The following is a 17,508-nucleotide window of genomic DNA, read 5'->3' as shown; positions in this document are numbered from 1 at the left end:
ACAGGCGGCCGTAAACCTGGCTCGATCGCGGCGCTCTAAGGGCATTCAGCAACTCCTGTGACAGACCAGTTCTTCCCGAGCTACCGCGGAAAGCATCGTGACCCTGCCTCGATTTGACTTTCTCCGTGATCGCTCAACTCACGTCAACGCAGCAGGCGGCGCCGAAACAGTGCTGTCGACACGAAAAAGGGCAATACCGCGTAAACGCAAAGCGCGCCTACGTGGAGGGCAACACTGTCGGCGCCACGCTCAAGCATCGCCGGGCGAATAAGATCGACCGAATGTGCGAGCGGCAACAAGCCGGCGAAGTGCTGAAATGAGCCAGGCAATTGGCTCATCGGAAAGACCGCGCCACACAGAAACACCATAGGACTGAGGAAAAGTGTCTGGTAAAACACGAAGTAATCGTAACTTGGCGCAAGAGATATGACGACCATCGCCAGGCTGGCGAAGACAAGGCCAGTAAGGGCGATCGTTGGCATCGCATACAAAATGGATGGCCAGGATGCATAACCCAGCGTGGCAGTGACGATCCCGATCGCTGTTCCCGCCAAAACGGACTTACTGGCTGCCCACACCAGTTCACCGAGAACGATATCGCCAAGCGTCAGCTGAGTAGAGAGAATCGCTTCCCAGGTGCGCTTTGCATCCATGCGCGCAAAGGCTGCATACATGGTTTCAAAGGTCGCAGACGTCATGGCGCTGGTCGCGACCATGCCCGCCGCCAGAAACGCGATGTACGACGTCCCGTCAACGCGCCCTACAATAAGCCCAAGGCCAAAGCCGAGGCCAAGCAGATTGGTTATAGGATCTGCGAGGTTGCCGAGAATCGATGCAGGTGCGGCTTTCTTCCATGCTAGAAAGTTCCGACGCCACACCGCGATCCAGTTGTACGCGTTAGCGGGCATTATCGCCGCATAGCTTTCACCCATCGCTCACTTCTCCATCTCGCGCCCGGTGAGCCGCAGAAACACGTCTTCGAGATTCGGCGGGCGCTGCAGAATACGAAGGCCCGCTTGCCCTCGCAGTTTCACGCGTACCTGCTCCGGATGTGGCGCATAACAGAAGAGAGTCTCTCCACTCACTTCGATGTGCCGAGCATACGGCCTGACCAGCTCGCAGAGCTGATGTGGATCCCCCCCATAGATTTCAATGACGTTGCTGCCGATATGCTCGTCGATCAAGGCGTCGGGCTTGCCTTCGGCGATCTTGCATCCACTCTCCAGCACGCACAGCCGATCGCACAGTCGTTCGGCCTCTTCCATGAAGTGAGTGGTCAAGAAAATCGTCTTGCCACGTGCAAGCAGTAGCCGCAGGCGTTCCCAAATCAGGTGGCGTGCATGCGGATCCAGACCAGTCGTCGGCTCGTCCATCACGAGTAGATGTGGATCATTAATCAGGGCACGCGCCAGCGTCAGCCGCCGCTTCATGCCACCGGACAACTCGGAGACGCGCACGTCCGCCTTGCTTTCGAGGCGCGCAAACTCGAGCAGCGAGGGCGCGATCGCCTCGATCTTGCGAGCGCTCATGCCGAAATAGCGGCCAAACACAAGCAGATTCTCTCGCACGGTGAACTCAAGTTCAAGGTTATCGAACTGTGGCACCACGCCGATGCGCACACGCGCCACACGAGCGCGGGAAGGTACAGGCTCATTGAGGACCGTAATCTTGCCTGCGTCCGGCGAAATCATGCCGAGGAGCATACGCGCAACCGTACTCTTGCCAGCTCCATTTGGCCCAAGCAGGCCAAAGCATTCTCCGCGCGCAACCGAGAACGACAATTCATTGACGATGACCTTGTCGCCAAATGACTTTTTCACGCCTGCAAGGTCTATCGCTACCGTGGACATGTTCATCCTAGGCTGACAGAAGTCGTTCCGCAGACGATAGCTTCTTGACGGCCATTTTGGTCCATAGCACGCCGTCGCACCACACATGTTCGACGCGCCCCCACTGGCAGGCCGCCGCAGCATCCGGGAAGAATCCGCGTCCGTGGAGGTTGGCGCTCGTGTTGCAGAGCAGCGGAATGTCCGTGAGTTGCTCAAACTCGACGAGAAGCGCGGCGATTTGGTGCGGAGAGGTGCGGGAGATTGTCTGCAGGCGCGCCGAGCCGTCAAGATGGACCACAGCGGGGATCTTGTCGCGCCATTCCGCCCGGGTCTGGTGATCGAACAGCATGTAAGGATCTGGCGTGCCTGGGCTGAAGATCTCCGGCGCCCGATCCTCCAGACAAATCGGCGCCACCGGTCGAAAGTGCTCGCGACGCTTGATGTCGTTCAGATGATCTTTCATTGCCGGGGAGCTCGGGGCTGCAAGAATGCTTCTGCCGCCCAACGCACGCGGCCCAAGCTCGGCGCGGCCGGAAAGGAAGATGATCGGCTTGTTGTCGGCGAGAATCGCCGCAAGTTCACGTAGACTGCACGGCGCGGCCTCCCAGTCCGACGGAAGCTCGCTGTCCTGCAGGGGCGGACCACTGTAGACTGACCATTCTAACGGCCCGAAGCCATTTTGCGCCGCCATCGCACCGCAAGCGGCGCCGATTGCGGAGCCGCTGTCATTCGGAAACGGCGGCACCCAGACATCATCGAACAATCCCGTCGCACGAAGCGCGCTGTTCCACTTGATATTGAGCCCGCAACCTCCGGCGATGCATAGATTTCGCGCTCCCGGAAGCGACGAGTGTCGCAGCAGGACCATCGCCATTTCTTTGACGAGTAGACGTTCCACGAACACATGAAAGGACGCAAGCACGTCCTCCGCTCGCTTGGCCGTCAGGCGCAGTGCGCTTGCCTCGAAAAAGTCGTGCAAAGCTGCGAGAGACGATTCCGCATTGTTGATGTCAGCGCGGTACTGACGAGCCAGCTCGGTCTCAGCAGCGAAGCGCTTTTCATAGAGCTCCTGAAAAACTGCCACGATGCTTTCGTCGACAGAGCCAAGCGCGATGTAAGCCATCAGCTTGCCGGCGATGCCCAAATCCCAACTGGAGTGGTTCGGCTGCTTGTAAGGGCCGAAGTGAAGGCCCGCGGCAGCATAGGCATGGCCGATCATCGGAAATAGCGATGCAATAAGCCGTGCCCCGCGAGGTTCTACATAGTAAAGACGTGGAAAGATGCAGCCGTCCCATACCAGACAGAACGCGGGTTTCTTCGCGCTGGCAAAAGGACTGGTGCTATATGCTGACGCGACGTGGCCCGTGACGTGCGGGTAGCTCTTATATGAGAAGGCCTTGCCTCCGAGGATGAGGCCAAAGCCGTCGACGGAATCAAGAAGGCCCTCAGCACGGCGCTCGACATATGGCGCCCCTTTCAGCGCGATCGGCATAGCTCCACTTAGGAGCTGGAACTGCGACTCAATCTCCCCATCCCAGCCGTCGATGACGAACTGATCGATATCCCGCGGCTCCAACCCATGCTCCGCCAAGGCGTGCACGACCGCATCGAGATCCTCGACGGATTGATAGCGCGGACTGTTGCCGCGTTTCTCTTGCTCGGTGCAAAACACAAGCCGCCCGTCCTCGACGACAGCAATTGCCCCGTCATGTGTTAACTTGATGCCGCAGATGCGCATACGATCCCCTGGTCTAGCGACCGACGTTAGATTTTTCTGACGAGTGACCCGGCTTCCGGAACCGGACGATCAAGCAGTCTTCGTTGACTGACTCGGTGTGGCAGTGCAGACGCTCGAGCTCCGACAGGCTCTCGGTAAAGAGAGCGATCACCGTTTCGGCACCAGCAGCATGACCCCATCGTTGACATGTGGCATCACGCGCGGACCCGAAAATCAGAGCTCCATTTGGCGCAAGCATACTCACCAGGTTACGGATAGCCGCATGCATCTCCACAATGTCCTTGAGGTAGTAAAGAACCTCGGCCACGACAATCAAATCGAACTTCTCAGTGGTCGAGAACCGCTGAATGTCACAGGTCACCCAGGTGATATGCGGCCACTTTCTGGTTCGTAGTCGCGCTCGATCGATGGCCTGCGGCATGACATCGACCACAGTGAGTCGCTCGCATAGCGGTGCCAACATGTTGGTGAATGCACCGGCCGCACACCCCACTTCGAGGGCACGCGCAACATCTCCATTGCAACGAGACATCCGGAGCATTTGCGCGTATCGCTCCTGCTCGAAAGAGCTACTGTCGAGGCGCCATGGATCGTCGGCAGTCAACTCTCGCTCTAATAACTGATGGTTTGCGTCCGGGATCATGAGCATATCGCCTACTTGCAGGCACTCGAGCGGTCGCGACCACTCTTCGTTGCGGTCAGGCTCGATTCCGGGTGCGAAAGCCCCGCTTGATGAACTGTTCCAGGCATTCCCCATTTACTTGCAGCACTTCGTCCGGCGCTCGGGTGCAGGATGACAGACTGCTTTTCCCCTTCGGTCGGCACATTGGCGAGCTTGCGCGATAGCCAGTCGCTGTTGCTCAATGTACAAAGCGCATAGGCCTTCAAGGGAAGTAAGAGAAAGATATTGATCGGTGTGTGGAGGGAGAAGCCAAGAAACCGCAGTTCGCGAGCACGAAGGGCTGCCACACTGCACCGGACTATTGTCATTGCCGCAATCGTCAATCCCGTCCACCAGGGCACAGATCCGACAATTAGGAGCTGTGCGAGCGCAGCCAGTGATGACAGGGCGAGAAGCAACGGGCCGAGATTTTGCCCGATAACGTCTAGCGTCAGATAGCCATCGAGCTCTGGCAGCAGGCGTAATGCAAGGAACGTGTCCCGGAAGGTACTGCGCGCCCAGCGGAGTTGCTGACGTAGATATGGCCCAAGGCGGTCCGGGACGACTGTTGCTGCGATCGCGTCCGAGACGTATTCGGTCCGAAATCCGGCCTTGAGCATGAGGATCGTTAGATGGCGATCCTCGCCGAAATCGCTCGGCTTCCCACGAAAGAACTGCGCCTCGTACTGATCAAGAAGCAAGGCGAGCGCGGAGCGACGATACATGGCACATGGGCCGCAGCAGCACATGACGGCGCCGAAGCGCGCCTGCGCCGCGCGCTCCTCGTTGCATGCCAACCAGTATTCCATATCGATCAGCCTGGTCAGCCAAGTTTGGCTGCGGTTGCTCGCTATCAACTGCCCCATGGCCGCACCGACTTGCGGGTCGTGCATCTTCAATACAAGCTTCGCGACAACGTCAGCGGCAAGTATCGTATCCGAGTCGACGTTGAGGACCAGGTCACCGGAGGAGCTGCGTATTGCGGCGATCTGCGCCTTGCGCTTTCCAACGTTGTTTGCCAGCAAGATGATGCTGAACCTCGGATCGCTCGCATAGAGTTTGTGTACTGGCGCGACAACGTTGCGATTTGCAGATCCGTCGTCGACCACATACACCTGCAGCTTTCCGGTATAGTCTTGACCCGCAAGGGACTCCAGACATTGGGCGAGCGTGATTGGATCCTCGTTGAAGCAAGGCACGATGACGTCTACACTGGGAAGGCTCTCCGATCGTCCCAGGTTGTCCTGCAGCGGTGGGTTAATCGCAGGTTGGGCATAAAGCGCTTGCGCGCTCTTGTAGATCGTCGAGAGCAGCGCATAAGACGAAACAGCGACAGCACTGGTTGTAGTGAGCAAGTCCATAGGGTGTTTTTTTCAATGAAGTTGAGGGAGCGGACGGATTACAAACCCGCGCCGTTGTAGTGCCGGGATCAGATGTGACAGCGCGATCGTGGTCTGATCACGCAGCGTGGCATCAGTGCACGGTCGCTCCTCATCAGGAGGATATCCGTCGTGCAGGAGCACAATTGAACCCGGGCGAACGGTCGCCAGTACTGTATTCACAATTCTATCGACCCCGGGGCGGGACCAATCTCTCGGATCGACCGACCAGTGCACAGCTGTGAGGCCAGCGCCCGCTGACACAGCAAGCACCTCTTGTGTCCACATGCCGTAAGGTGCTCGCATGTGCCTGGGTGAGGCCTGCGGGCACGCCGAACGGATCGCCTCGCTCGCCGCCAGAACTTCCTCGCGGACCTCCGCTGGTCCGCACCTGGATAGATCCGGATGCGTCATCGTGTGGTTCGCAACCTCGTGCCCTTCCGCGATCATTCGTCGAATGAGTTCAGGTTGTTCGGCCGCGTACGTGCCGATCACGAAGAACGTCGCCGGAATCCGATATTGCGCCAGCACATCGAGCACCTCTGGCGTGCAAAATGGATTTGGCCCATCGTCAAAGGTCAAATAGACGGGGCGACTTCCGCTCACGTCAGCGTAGTCGCAACGGACAGCAGATAGGGGGAAACGCTCTTTCACAACTCAGGCCCGTTCCGATCGATGATCGTCCCGGCCGGCCACTCGCTTATCGAGCGTCCAACCGGGAAGACCACTACGATCACGTCTTCGATCCGGATCGGCGGCAAATTGGGATAGACATCCGGATGCGTGGAGCGGACGCGAATGCCAGACATGAGGGTTGCGAGCCCCTGCCTTCCGACCAGTCGGGTCATGTGTTTCGCAAGCGCGGGCCGAACCGTGCCAAAGCCGAATGGAATCCCCAGCTCCTCCAGCATGGGATACATCACGCGCATTGCATGGCTGATTCCCAGGCCTTCAAGATCCGGACGCACCGCGTATAACCCCAGTTCGCCGACGAGAAGATCGACCCCACCAACATTGATGAAGCGGCGTAGTAGCCCGAGGTGAGCAGCTATCCCGCGCGCGTCATAACCGATTACGCGGACCTCAGGTCTTGCACCGGCCCAACTTCGGTTGCCCTCAAATGGCTGCGCATTGAACGCACCGGTCGGCCCGTAACTCTTGCGGAAGAACTCGGCGAGTTCGGCATGATCGGCAAGCTGCAATTCGCTTTCCCAGCGACGACTCCACCGCACTTGAGCGCGTGCAGAAGGAGTTTCCCCAGTCTGGGATACGGCAATGTTCATGGAAAGCTTCCTTGCGCGAATGGAATCCTGAGCGGAGATGGTCACGTGAGCTCGCTAGTCGCCGAACTGCTGATCAATACTGATGAATTGCCATGACGTGTCCGAGCGTGTCACTCCTCGCCTGCACCCCGCCGTGCGCCTTCGCTCGCGACGAAGCGTTCGCATGGTTCCACCCGTCATCCGGCCAATGCCCTGCGCGAGATATCCCGGAAGATGCCGACGAGGCGATTGGACTAGCCACACCCTGTCTGCTCCACGGAGCTTTCCGCCTCCGTCTAGCATCACTGTCGACGTTCTGACCTCTGAGGGCAGGCCCTCGATGCGTCGGGCGTCATCTATGGCCCATCCGAGTGGCATCAGATCAAACTGGTTCTGCATCTTCGACGCGCCCTGAATGCGGTGGACCGGCGAGCCATTTAGAGACTCGCCTGAATACTTGGCATCCGCAATCAGCGCCTGCCGATTGCGCGACACTAGAACGCGGCTGAAAGCGCTCTCAAGTGTACGCGGGTAAACCACCAATATGGAAACGGATGAAACGTGCATACTAAGGTTTGTCGAGATCCGCCTGGCGCCTCGATCGAGAGAGCTTCGCACCGAGACGAAGCGAGGCGGCTCGCACGGCGCGCCCATAGCCGCCCTCGAAACGAATGCGCCTACTGCTCGGGCGTCCAGGATTTTTTCTCTGAGCCGGCGCGAAGGAGAAGCAGCCATCGTGATATGCCTGATTACTTTTTTAAAACTGATGTTTGCTATCCAACATCCCGCAATTTGGTAAAATTGATTGTTCAGATGGAACACATCCACACGATGGATAGACTTACGACATGCGGTTCAAGGGCCTTGATCTAAACCTTCTTGTTGCGCTCGATGCTCTGATGACAGAGCGCAACCTCACAGCGGCGGCGCGCAAAATTCACCTGAGCCAGCCCGCTATGAGCGCTGCGATCGCGCGGCTGCGCACCTATTTCCGCGATGAGCTATTTACCATGAGGGGTCGCGAGCTCGTCCCGACACCTGGCGCGGAGGCGCTTGCAGGTCCGGTTCGCGAGGCCCTGTTGCACATCCAACTCTCGATCATATCGCGCGACGCCTTCGACCCTACTCAGTCGAGCCGACGCTTCAGGATCGTTCTCTCCGATTTCATGACAATCGTCTTTTTTCGAAGGATTGTAGACCGTATCGCACAGGAAGCTCCCGCGGTGCGGTTCGAATTGCTGCCATTTTCCGATGAACCCGATGAGCTGCTCCGCCGGGGCGAGGTCGACTTTCTCATTCTGCCCGAGCTGTTCATGTCGAGCGCGCATCCCAAGGCGACGCTGTTCGACGAGACCCTCGTATGCGTGGGTTGCCGCGAGAACAAGCAGCTATTGCGGCAACTTACGTTCGAGAAATACATTTCGATGGGGCACGTTACCGCGAAGTTCGGACGGGCGCTCAGACCAAACCTCGAAGAATGGTTTTTGCTTGAGCATGGCGTCAAGAGACGCATTGAGGTCGTTGTGCAGGGCTTTAGCCTGATTCCGCCGATATTGTTGGACACAGGGCGTATCGGCACAATGCCCTTACGGCTCGCCAAACACTTCGAGAAGCGGATGCCCCTGCGGATTGTCGAACCGCCGCTCCCCCTGCCCACATTCACGGAGGCTGTGCAGTGGCCTGCTTTCCACAATACCGATCAGGCGAGCATTTGGATGCGGCGGATATTGCTCGAGGAAGCATCCAACATGGCATCTGGGCATCCCGAGCCTCCAACTCGCAGGCGTTGCTAAGGCAACCGTAAGCCTCTGGGCCGTCCAAAAACGCCAACACTCCTTCGACCTGCTCGGCCGTCTCCGAGGCGACGCTGCCACAGACGGCGATCGGTTGCGAAGACACTTGCCGAGTGGTGAGCTTGGCGACATCGCAGGTGAGGGTTTGATGCGCTTGCGCTGGAAACAGCCGACGCCCGGCTCTACCCGCCAGAATACGCCTCCTCTAGTACCCATTCTTTGGCTTGTCCGACAAAAATAGCTTGAATCACACACTGCGTCAGGTTGTAGGCTGGCCGCCGTGACTAACGCTGCGCTACGGGGCCGTCGACTAGGCGCTTTGGCGGAACTCACGGCACTGGCCGGACACTGGGTTGATCTGCCATTAACCAACCGACCGGGTCCTGCTGCCTGGCTCGCCGGAAGCGCCAGACCGTCCCCACTGACGGCTTTCGGCCACCTGGTCGGCCGACCGCCTTGCTCTCCATTGTTGCGGCCATTTCACGAGCATCCTTTTCGCGATCGTAGGATGAATACCATTCGGGCAAGCGAACAGGAACCTCTCCAGATGCAGCCGTCACCGCTCGCGGTATGCGCCGCAATCACGTTAATGCCGGATAAGAAGACATGCGTTTCAAAGGTCTGGATCTAAATCTTCTCGTTGCGCTAGATGCTCTAATGACTGAGCGCAACCTCAGCGCAGCGGCACGCAAGATCAACCTCAGCCAGCCCGCCATGAGCGCAGCCGTTGCTCGGCTGCGTTGCTACTTTCGTGATGAGCTGTTTGGGATGAGGGGGCGGGAACTTGTCCCGACCTCACGCGCGGAAGGACTCGCAGCCCCTGTGCGCGAGGCTCTAACGCAGATTGAACTCTCAATTATCGCGCCGGACGTGTTCGACCCAGCTCGATTGGACCGGCGGTTCAGGATCGGGCTTTCTGATTTTATGCCAGTGATATTCTTTCGAAATGTCGTGGAGCGCGTCGCGCGAGAAGCACCCTCAGTCAGCTTCGAACTGGTGGCGCTCACCGGTGAGCACGATGATCTTCTCCGCCGCGGAGAACTCGATTTTGTTGTCTTGCCGGAATTATTCATGTCCAGGGCGCACCCCAGGGCGCCCCTATTCGAAGAGAGACTCGTCTGCGTAGGTTGCTGCACGAACAACCAACTACTGCGGCGGCTTACATTCGATCGGTATATGTCGATGGGCCACGTGGCGGTTAAGCTCGGCGGTGCGCGCAAGACGCCGGCGGAGGAATCCCTTTTGCTCGATCTCGGTCTCAATCGACGCATCGACATTCTCGTGCAGAGCTTCAGCATGATCCCGCCCCTGCTGGTGGGCACGAACCGCATAGGGACGATGCCGTTAGGGCTCGTAAAACATTTCCAAAGGACGATACCCCTTCGCATTGCGGATCTCCCGCAACCATTCCCCGCCTTCACTGAGGCGGTCCAATGGCCAGTGCTTCACAATAGCGCCCCGGAAAGCCTGTGGATGCGAGAGATATTGTTGCAAGAGGCCACCCGCATGGCAACCGCACAAGACCCATCCATCATTTGCACTTCGGAACGAGCGGATACTGGCCGAGATATCGAACGATCTGTCTCCTCGTTATCGTAAGGACGTTCCCGCGATATGCGAATCTCATATCCCAGCGATTTCTCAGCGCGTTCAGATTTTAGCTCACCTCGCTCGCAATCGTCGTCGCCCTATAAAGATTGTCACAGCGGATCGTGTACAACTTTCGCACATTGGCAGTAGGTCCGGCGTGCGAGCGGCGGCTCAGGCTCTTGTCTGGCTTTAGCGACACGGACGTATGTTGTTGACTGATGCACCTTCCCCGAGACAGCGGCGCTGCGCCGTCGTTGTCAACTCCCCGAATCAGTAGTGGCTGCGGAGACGGTTCGGCTTCTTCGGAGTCGTACCACCACGCAAACTGGGCCTAGTGGTCATCGAGCATGCACATGACTACGCTCTCATACGCTATTGAACCAAGCGTCGCACATCCGTGTTGCCCTGTCGCATCACCCCGGAGTACATCGCGTCTTCGCTGCGCCCCGCCGCGGGTCTGACTTCTTTTGGCCCTATCGCAGCCAAACGTCTTGACGACGTGCGCTCTGCCATGACGCAATGACAAACAAGGAGCTGAACGTTGGAGCAATGCAGCGGCGTGTTCGATCCGGAAGAACTTTCCGTCCTTGGAAGCCTTTATGATAGTGCGGTCACCGCGCTGCCCACATCGATGCGAAGTCCGGAAAATCACGCAGCAATCGCCAAACTCATCCTGGAGCGTACAGCGGACGGCCAGGCTCAACTGGCATGCCTGACCAACTTGTTGATCAGCATTTCTCCTCAGGGTTGATTGCCCGCCATTCTGAGGATAGTCACCACTCTCACGCTGCTGGAAGATGATCCAGCTCGAGCTTTGAAATAGCTTGAATCACACGTCACGTCAGGTTGTAGGCTTTGAAATTGAACAACATGAGCAAAGCTACACCACGAAGGCGTCGATGGCGCATTGGCGAACTTGCAGAGGCGACCGGTGTAACGGTCCGCACGCTGCATCATTATGAACACACCGGGCTCCTAGCAGCTTCAGAGCGTACCGACGGCGGCCACCGAATGTACGAGCGCGAAAGCGTGCAACGGGTTAACCAGATTCGTGCGCTACGTGAGCTTGGCTTCTCCCTTGTCGAGATCCGTAAAGCCATGGAGGGCACGACCTCACTCATCGATCTTTTGCGCAAACATTTAGAGCGGATAGAGCTTCAAGTCGCTCGAGCAACTTTGCTGCGAGATCGCTTACGCAACATGACCATCGACAGTGATATCCAGGTAAGTGTGGATGAGCTGCCTGCTACTCTCAATGCCATGTCACGGGTCGAGACGCGTAACCAGACGTCCCGATGCACCTGCAAGTTAGCGGCAGATCGCGAGGAGCGCTGGCGGCGCATCCGCGACGAGCTGCGTGATTGTATGGATCGGGGCGAGCATCCTTGCGGCGAGCGGGCAAAGGCCGTCGCAGTTGCAGCACGGTTGCTGATCAGCGAAATCGCCGGCGCCGATTCACGCGTTTCGATGATCCTGAAGGTCCTTGCACGATTAAGCGCTCCCCGTAGCCTGGCCGGTTGGGATCCCTGCCTCATGCAATATCTCGATCTCGCCCTTGGCGGTTTGGAGGATCAGCCGTACTAACGCCTGATGGCCGGGTCCACACAGCATTGCCGATCGGCCCTGGCAATCTGAAAACGCGATGACGCTTGGTAGACCGGCGGCTCTGATGCGGGCCGACAGTTTTATGTGCTCAACCGGCGTCATGACCTTGTCGATCGGCGGCTCCCTGACGCACTGATCGAGGCTCCCTTCAAGGGGGGCTTGAACCGCACGTTACGTCAGATTGTAGGGTCTCCCGTGGCTGCAATCGGGCCGACCTAACGCAAGCTTGATTGGCAGATAGCGCGACGTACGGGCACGTCTGATCACAGCTGCTGACAGTTCACTTTGGGTGACATTGGGAGCTCAAGAATGTTAAATGGACGTTACGTTTCTGCCGCGAGTGCAGCGGTTCTCTTCTGCGCGCTCGCCTCGGTTGCGCGCGGCTCCGACGTCAATATTGCCGTAGTTGGCCCAATGAGCGGAAGCAGCGCTGCCTTCGGCGCCCAAATGCGCAATGGTACGGCCGCAGCGGTCGAGGCGCTGAACGCTGCTGGCCTACTCCTCGATACCAAGGTGATATTGAGTGTGGCCGACGACGCTTGCGACCCGAAGCAAGCTGTGGCAGTCGCGAATAAGCTCACAACAGAGCGGGTCCGCTTGGTCGTTGGCCATTTTTGTTCTTCTTCGTCGATCCCGGCATCCGAGATTTACTCCGAAGCAGGCATCATCCAGGTGTCACCAGGCTCGTCAAATCCTCAGCTAACAGAACGCGGCCTTAAGACTGTCTTTCGGATCTGCGGCCGCGACGACCAGCAGGGCATCGTTGCCGCAGAGTACATTCACCGGAACTACCCTAACGACAAGATCGCAGTGCTCGACGACAAGAGCACCGCAGGCAAGGGTATCGCCGACGTGGTTGCAGCACAGCTTCAGGGATTCGGTGAACACGTCATTCGGCAAAGCTATGTAGCCGGTGAGAAGGATTACAGAGCACTGGTCTCAAGAATGAAGAAGGATCGGGTGCGCGTCGCCTATATCGGCGGCTATCACACCGAAATCGGTTTGTTTGTACGCCAGGCGTCAGAAGCAGGAGCGGGACTCATCGTCATGGCGAACGATCCGTTGATGACCTCTGAATTTTGGGCCATTACTGGCAGCGCGGGAAATGGAACGTTGTTTACCTTCATGCCGGACCCCGCCAGGAACGCCAATGCGAGCGGGGTGGTCGCCGAACTCAAAGCTTCCAACCTCTCCGCTGAAGGCTACACGCTTTACGCCTATGCAGCCGTGCAAGCATGGGCAGAGGCGGTGAAACGGGCCGGATCCTTCAATGCCGTGCGCGTCGCCGGCGCACTTCGTTCGCGGCCGTCCAGTACCGTGATTGGCCCGGTCCGCTTTGATACCAAGGGTGACAATGCGGCTCCCGGTTTTTTGGTTTACCGCTGGCGAGATGGCCGTGTTGAAACTGTCGAGCAGAACTGATTGGCATCAACGCCGTCTCCCCAAAACCAAAGTGACAAGCATGATGAGACACACTCAAGTCGCTGGAGCAGCGATACTCGCAAGCTCTCTTATACTTGCAGCTTGCGGAGCATTTCTTGCGTTCGTTGCAGCGCTTGCAGAGCTACCCGACGTCGCCCTGATGGAGACGCTACGTCCGATGATAGACCAATAGTTGCCGTGCCGAGCTGATCTGGATCGTAGGCGCAGGACCTCTGAAGCGGCTAACGATGCTTCTGGTCGAGGCATATGCTCGCCGCGGAGCCGCGTCGCGAATGTCTATCAAGGGCGCGGCCGACCACATTTCGCATTCTCGTGACCCGCTCGCATGGTGCAAGCCCAGATCCTCGCACCCAAAGAGAAACGGCCTTAGCGGTCAAATGACGAACGAGCCCTCTTTGGGCGCGACGGCATGAAGCGATCGGACCCGCAATCTGACCCTAATCGGAGATTGATCGAGTGAAGAGTGGCCTTCCTTCAAGACTAAGGTGCGGAATTTTCGACCATTTGGATGACGACGGCCAAGATGCCGCACGACAATATGAGGATCGTCTCAAGCTGCTCGAGGTCTGCGACTCGCTGGGCTTCTACGCTTATCACCTGGCCGAACATCACTGCACACCTCATGGCAGAGGGCCCTCGCCGAACCTGTTTCTATCAAGCGTCGCGCAGCGCACCCGGCGATTACGCATGGGCCCGCTCGTCCTGTTGCTCAACCTTTACCATCCATTGCGGGTATTCGAGGAGATCTGCATGCTTGACCAGTTGAGCGGCGGCAGGCTCGAGGTCGGGATAGGCCGCGGCTCACAGCCGATTGAGTGGGGTTATTTTGGCATCAGTGCAGACGCCGCGCCAAGCCGTTATGCTGAGGCCAGTGAAATCCTGAATATTGCGCTGAAGGGACATACGCTATCTTATCAAGGACACCACTTCGATTTGAGCGAAATACCCGTAACGTTGCGGCCTCATCAACGTCCATATCCGCCCACCTGGATCGCGAGCAACCGGGCTGAGTCGGCGCAGTGGGCCGCTGCAAATGGCGCCAATCTGGCGTGCATAGGCCCTGCCTGTGTCGTCCGGAACGTTACGGACGCCTACCGCTCCCATCGAGCCCACAATTCAGCCGCACACGACCGCGAGCCATTTCTCGGGCTGGCCCGCATGGTCGTGATTGCGACGTCTGATCAGGACGCTCATGCGGCCGCCGAAACTGCATATCGTCGATGGCTGCAGAGCTTTAAGTTTCTTTACGAGCTTAACGCCATTCCGACACCGGCCGCCCTTCCGCTGACCTTCGAGGCAGCAATTGAGAGCGAATTGTGCGTCGTTGGCACGCCGGCTTCCGTGCGACAAATCCTTCTTCAGCAGATGGAAGAGGCAGGTGCCAACTACTTGCTTTGCCAACTTGCATTCGGAAACCTTCCGCTGGAGGTTTCCCGGTACACCGCAACCGCAATCAAACTGGAAATTCTCGATAGCTTTGGCGGATAATCTCTGGGGGATCGTATGCTTGTGCGGAGGACCGGAGTGGGTGGATAGTCGCAGACGAGACTCCATGGCCTTCTCGTCAGCTGATGGGAGATGGAGGAGTTTTTCCAGCACGTTCGTGACACCTGAAGCGCAATTTAGAGGTATTCGCCAGCGCTCGCTGCTGCGACCTTTCTGTCTTCTCATTCATGGCCGGTCGTCGACGAATCAGCAGGCTCGCCTAAACGCCCAAAAGATTACTGCAGCGAGTCGGCAGGAAACAACTAACTGACCAGCTTTCGATGTAAGAGACGAGATTACGCGCGTGCGCGATCCACGAACTGGATGCATCCCATCAACACTTTCGATTTTACCAATTTGCGCCAAATACTCATAAGACGATCGCCGGTTTCCGGAAAGAACATTTCCACGAATGTCGTGTGAGCAATGGACCCATTTTGCTTTCAGCATAGCCGCAGGGCGATTCAAGGCTTTCGTGGCTGCATCGCCAACGGCAGCCATCAATCTTTGGAATCGACACACGTCCCGCCCAAATGCGGTCCGACAAATCGCAACGTCCGTCGCGTAATCTATCGCGCTGGCGCCTCCCCCTTTGCAATGTTACTAAGGCCCTCCAGGAAGATCGACTCTCACGCACACTGCTTGGCCAAGGTAAATGCGTGCGCTGCATAGAATTGGGGCAGGCGAACTGTCCTCTCGACCGGTGCGGGCTGGACTTCTTGCCCTGACCAAGCGGGCAGCGCCGACGATCCGACGCTGCCGCAGCTTTCCAACAAAGCAGTGCGGTCGGCTATCTGACCACGCTATCCGGCGAGGACGGGGCACTGATGTCGATCGGTGTGATGAGTCCGGCCTCGCGATCTTACCGCCCAGCCCTGTACGCGGTCTGATCGTGGATTCTCACGCTGCTCGCGTCCTCAGTCTTCGTCGGCGGGCGGCTTCTACAGCCACCTCCTACAGACTCACGCCATCCTATCTCATTCTATGCGCCGGCGCTCTTCGACGATATCCCGGCGCAATTATCCCTTGTCAGCAATCCTTATATCACCTTCGGAACAAGGGGTGGACCTGCGCGATCTACCGGCCTTGTCTTTTGGCGCGCCCACCTTCCAGGAGCCAATCCGCACCTTCACCGAGCCAGGCATCGCCCGTCAACGAGTGCAGGGAAAAACCGCAGACGTATATAGCGGAGGCTATTTCTGGGTTGCCTGCCATGAGCCGGGCCACAATTTTCTGGCGTGATCAGGTGACCGGTCTGGACGAGTTGACGGCGAGCCTTCAGCAACAGCTTCGTCCAGCGCCAAGCGATCTTTATGGCGCTGTGCCTGGCGAAGCCTCCGGTTACGTCTGGATGACTATGTCAGGCAACGAGCAATCGCGCAGCAGTTCGGGCCGCACTTCTCGACTTGCGGCCATCGGCCATGTCCCGCTGGCTGGGGTCACTGCCACTGTCCGCCGCGTTGGACCGGCTCGACGGTCGAATCAAAGGACGGTTCGCCAGCGTTCTCTAGTCGAACCCGCCTTTGCGGTGCTTTCGCGGCACACGCCTCACACCCTCTCCTTCCGGCGACCGTGCGTGCGCACCTTGCGTTGTTGGGCAGCCATTCGTTCTATGGCCGCGCCTGCCGTCTCGCGAACCGAAAAGCACGGCACAACCGTTACTCAACCTGCTTCCTGCATTTTAACTACTTTGGAGCAAACACCGTGGAACTTGACCCTTCCAATTCACGCTCAGAGGACCTCGAGGATCGCATCGAGCTGCAACTCGACATCGTGGCCGCCCTCATACGCGAGGAAGGCAACGAGCTCGAAGCGATCCGACTGCTAAACGCCCTGGCAAACCAAATGATTACGGCGGAACTGGAGCTCGGCCAGCTCGGCAATGCGAGAACGGGGCGCCGCGCCGGCAACCAGCAAACGATGCGGCTGTCCCCCGACCGTGGCGTTTACTACCCAGAAGACCTTCAGGTTTTGGGACGCCTTCTCGATCAGGCCGTGGCGGCTTTACCGGCAGTGCTCCGAACTCCTGCCAATCAAGTGAAGATCGCGAAACTCATTCTGTCGCGTGCAGCGGCGGACTGAGATTTCATTTTGGCTTTTTCTTCGGTTGATGGCGTGCATCGTTGGGCCGACTGCTACGGCCGTACGCACGAGGGATTGACGACTTAGCGTTTATGGGCTCACCGTCACGAAGCGCGCCGGTTCCCCTGGCTTCCATATCACAAATGTTCGCCACCATGCTCGGAAGCTGGAGCCGGCAGCGAGATCAGCAGGTCCCGCAGGGTGGAGATGGAAGAGGGCCCCACGGACACATGTCAGAAGCAAGCCAGCGGTGGCCGGAAAATGCCACACGTTTCCATAAACGCTTCTTAGCTAGAGACTGCGAAAGGAGCGGAACGATCCACTTTCATCGATGTTCGGCTTTAGTCGTGACTTGGCATGGCCACGATCTTCCGATTGCAGGAAGAAGAGCCCAATGATTGACCGATACCGAGCAACACGAGCACTTCGGCAACGAAGCCGCTCGAACAACGTGAGCTCGTTTCGACCGTTTCATAATTAGCCGAGCGCGCCTGGCAATACGACGTTCGGGGTCATCTGAACTTCAACAAACATCTATAAATTCATTGAAGCATCGAGAGCGCCTCGATGTCCGAGCGTACTGCGGCTGATGTCCTATTTGCTGAGACAACCCACAGACTCTCGGTTTGCTTTTTGCCAAG

15 protein-coding genes are annotated in these 17,508 nt (G+C 58.0%); 8 read left to right on the top strand and 7 right to left on the bottom strand.

Features of this window, described 5'->3' with window-relative positions:
• Positions 1–143 precede the first annotated feature (143 nt).
• Genes BM190_RS36410 through BM190_RS36380 form a run of 7 tightly spaced genes read right to left on the bottom strand, consistent with a single transcriptional unit; the run spans position 144 to position 6,890 of the window.
• Positions 144–932, bottom strand: a complete 789-nt coding sequence (locus BM190_RS36410; RefSeq protein ID WP_092262321.1) for an ABC transporter permease — start codon at positions 930–932, stop codon at positions 144–146.
• A gap of 3 nt (positions 933–935) precedes the next feature.
• A complete protein-coding gene (nodI, locus tag BM190_RS36405; protein WP_092262320.1) occupies positions 936–1,856 on the bottom strand; it encodes a nodulation factor ABC transporter ATP-binding protein NodI in 921 nt (306 codons plus the stop codon).
• 1 nt (position 1,857) lies between these two features.
• A complete protein-coding gene (gene nodU / locus BM190_RS36400; RefSeq protein WP_092262319.1) occupies positions 1,858–3,567 on the bottom strand; it encodes a nodulation protein NodU in 1,710 nt (569 codons plus the stop codon).
• 13 nt (positions 3,568–3,580) lie between these two features.
• Entirely contained in the window at positions 3,581–4,210 is a 630-nt protein-coding gene (nodS, locus tag BM190_RS36395; protein WP_092262369.1) for a nodulation methyltransferase NodS, read from the bottom strand.
• A gap of 11 nt (positions 4,211–4,221) precedes the next feature.
• Positions 4,222–5,589 (bottom strand): chitooligosaccharide synthase NodC, encoded by a 1,368-nt coding sequence (gene nodC / locus BM190_RS36390; protein ID WP_143109161.1) that lies wholly within the window; start codon positions 5,587–5,589, stop codon positions 4,222–4,224.
• Positions 5,590–5,601: 12 nt separating this feature from the next.
• Positions 5,602–6,261, bottom strand: coding sequence for a chitooligosaccharide deacetylase NodB (nodB, locus tag BM190_RS36385; protein ID WP_092262318.1), 660 nt, complete (start codon positions 6,259–6,261; stop codon positions 5,602–5,604).
• Positions 6,258–6,890 (bottom strand): NodA family N-acyltransferase, encoded by a 633-nt coding sequence (locus BM190_RS36380; RefSeq protein ID WP_092262317.1) that lies wholly within the window; start codon positions 6,888–6,890, stop codon positions 6,258–6,260. Before BM190_RS36380 ends, nodB begins: the two co-directional genes overlap by 4 nt.
• A gap of 827 nt (positions 6,891–7,717) precedes the next feature.
• Between BM190_RS36380 and nodD1 the strand changes: the two genes are divergently transcribed.
• From nodD1 to BM190_RS36345, 8 genes are all read left to right on the top strand, one after another.
• Complete coding sequence (gene nodD1 / locus BM190_RS36375) at positions 7,718–8,662, top strand: transcriptional regulator NodD1 (protein ID WP_092262316.1); 945 nt, start codon at positions 7,718–7,720, stop codon at positions 8,660–8,662.
• A gap of 606 nt (positions 8,663–9,268) precedes the next feature.
• Complete coding sequence (locus BM190_RS36370) at positions 9,269–10,261, top strand: LysR family transcriptional regulator (RefSeq protein WP_092262315.1); 993 nt, start codon at positions 9,269–9,271, stop codon at positions 10,259–10,261.
• A gap of 532 nt (positions 10,262–10,793) precedes the next feature.
• Positions 10,794–11,003, top strand: coding sequence for a hypothetical protein (locus tag BM190_RS36365; RefSeq protein ID WP_177237498.1), 210 nt, complete (start codon positions 10,794–10,796; stop codon positions 11,001–11,003).
• 119 nt (positions 11,004–11,122) lie between these two features.
• On the top strand, positions 11,123–11,836 hold the full coding sequence (locus BM190_RS36360) for a MerR family transcriptional regulator (protein WP_177237503.1): 714 nt from the start codon (positions 11,123–11,125) through the stop codon (positions 11,834–11,836).
• Between the two features lie 330 nt (positions 11,837–12,166).
• On the top strand, positions 12,167–13,279 hold the full coding sequence (locus BM190_RS36355; RefSeq protein WP_092262314.1) for a branched-chain amino acid ABC transporter substrate-binding protein: 1,113 nt from the start codon (positions 12,167–12,169) through the stop codon (positions 13,277–13,279).
• A 525-nt stretch (positions 13,280–13,804) separates the two neighbouring features.
• Positions 13,805–14,788: an LLM class flavin-dependent oxidoreductase gene (locus tag BM190_RS36350; protein ID WP_502687022.1), complete on the top strand. Its 984-nt coding sequence runs from the start codon at positions 13,805–13,807 to the stop codon at positions 14,786–14,788.
• Positions 14,789–15,847: 1,059 nt separating this feature from the next.
• Positions 15,848–16,027, top strand: a complete 180-nt coding sequence (locus tag BM190_RS40035) for a hypothetical protein (protein WP_143109160.1) — start codon at positions 15,848–15,850, stop codon at positions 16,025–16,027.
• Between the two features lie 462 nt (positions 16,028–16,489).
• Complete coding sequence (locus tag BM190_RS36345) at positions 16,490–16,867, top strand: NolY (RefSeq protein ID WP_092262312.1); 378 nt, start codon at positions 16,490–16,492, stop codon at positions 16,865–16,867.
• Positions 16,868–17,508: the final 641 nt, after the last annotated feature.

It is taken from the genome of Bradyrhizobium sp. Rc3b (assembly GCF_900114915.1).
Classification (GTDB): Bacteria; Pseudomonadota; Alphaproteobacteria; order Rhizobiales; family Xanthobacteraceae; genus Bradyrhizobium.
Note: the sequence above shows the minus strand (reverse complement) of the source record. Positions and strands in the feature narration are given on the sequence as shown.

Bases quoted from the DNA above. Each gene is read 5' to 3' on its own strand.
- BM190_RS36410 (WP_092262321.1), bottom strand. From the start codon at position 932: ATGGGTGAAAGCTATGCGGCGATAATGCCCGCTAACGCGTACAACTGG.
- nodI (WP_092262320.1), bottom strand. From the start codon at position 1,856: ATGAACATGTCCACGGTAGCGATAGACCTTGCAGGCGTGAAAAAGTCA.
- nodU (WP_092262319.1), bottom strand. From the start codon at position 3,567: ATGCGCATCTGCGGCATCAAGTTAACACATGACGGGGCAATTGCTGTC.
- nodS (WP_092262369.1), bottom strand. From the start codon at position 4,210: ATGATCCCGGACGCAAACCATCAGTTATTAGAGCGAGAGTTGACTGCC.
- nodC (WP_143109161.1), bottom strand. From the start codon at position 5,589: ATGGACTTGCTCACTACAACCAGTGCTGTCGCTGTTTCGTCTTATGCG.
- BM190_RS36380 (WP_092262317.1), bottom strand. From the start codon at position 6,890: ATGAACATTGCCGTATCCCAGACTGGGGAAACTCCTTCTGCACGCGCT.
- nodD1 (WP_092262316.1), top strand. From the start codon at position 7,718: ATGCGGTTCAAGGGCCTTGATCTAAACCTTCTTGTTGCGCTCGATGCT.
- BM190_RS36370 (WP_092262315.1), top strand. From the start codon at position 9,269: ATGCGTTTCAAAGGTCTGGATCTAAATCTTCTCGTTGCGCTAGATGCT.
- BM190_RS36360 (WP_177237503.1), top strand. From the start codon at position 11,123: ATGAGCAAAGCTACACCACGAAGGCGTCGATGGCGCATTGGCGAACTT.
- BM190_RS36355 (WP_092262314.1), top strand. From the start codon at position 12,167: ATGTTAAATGGACGTTACGTTTCTGCCGCGAGTGCAGCGGTTCTCTTC.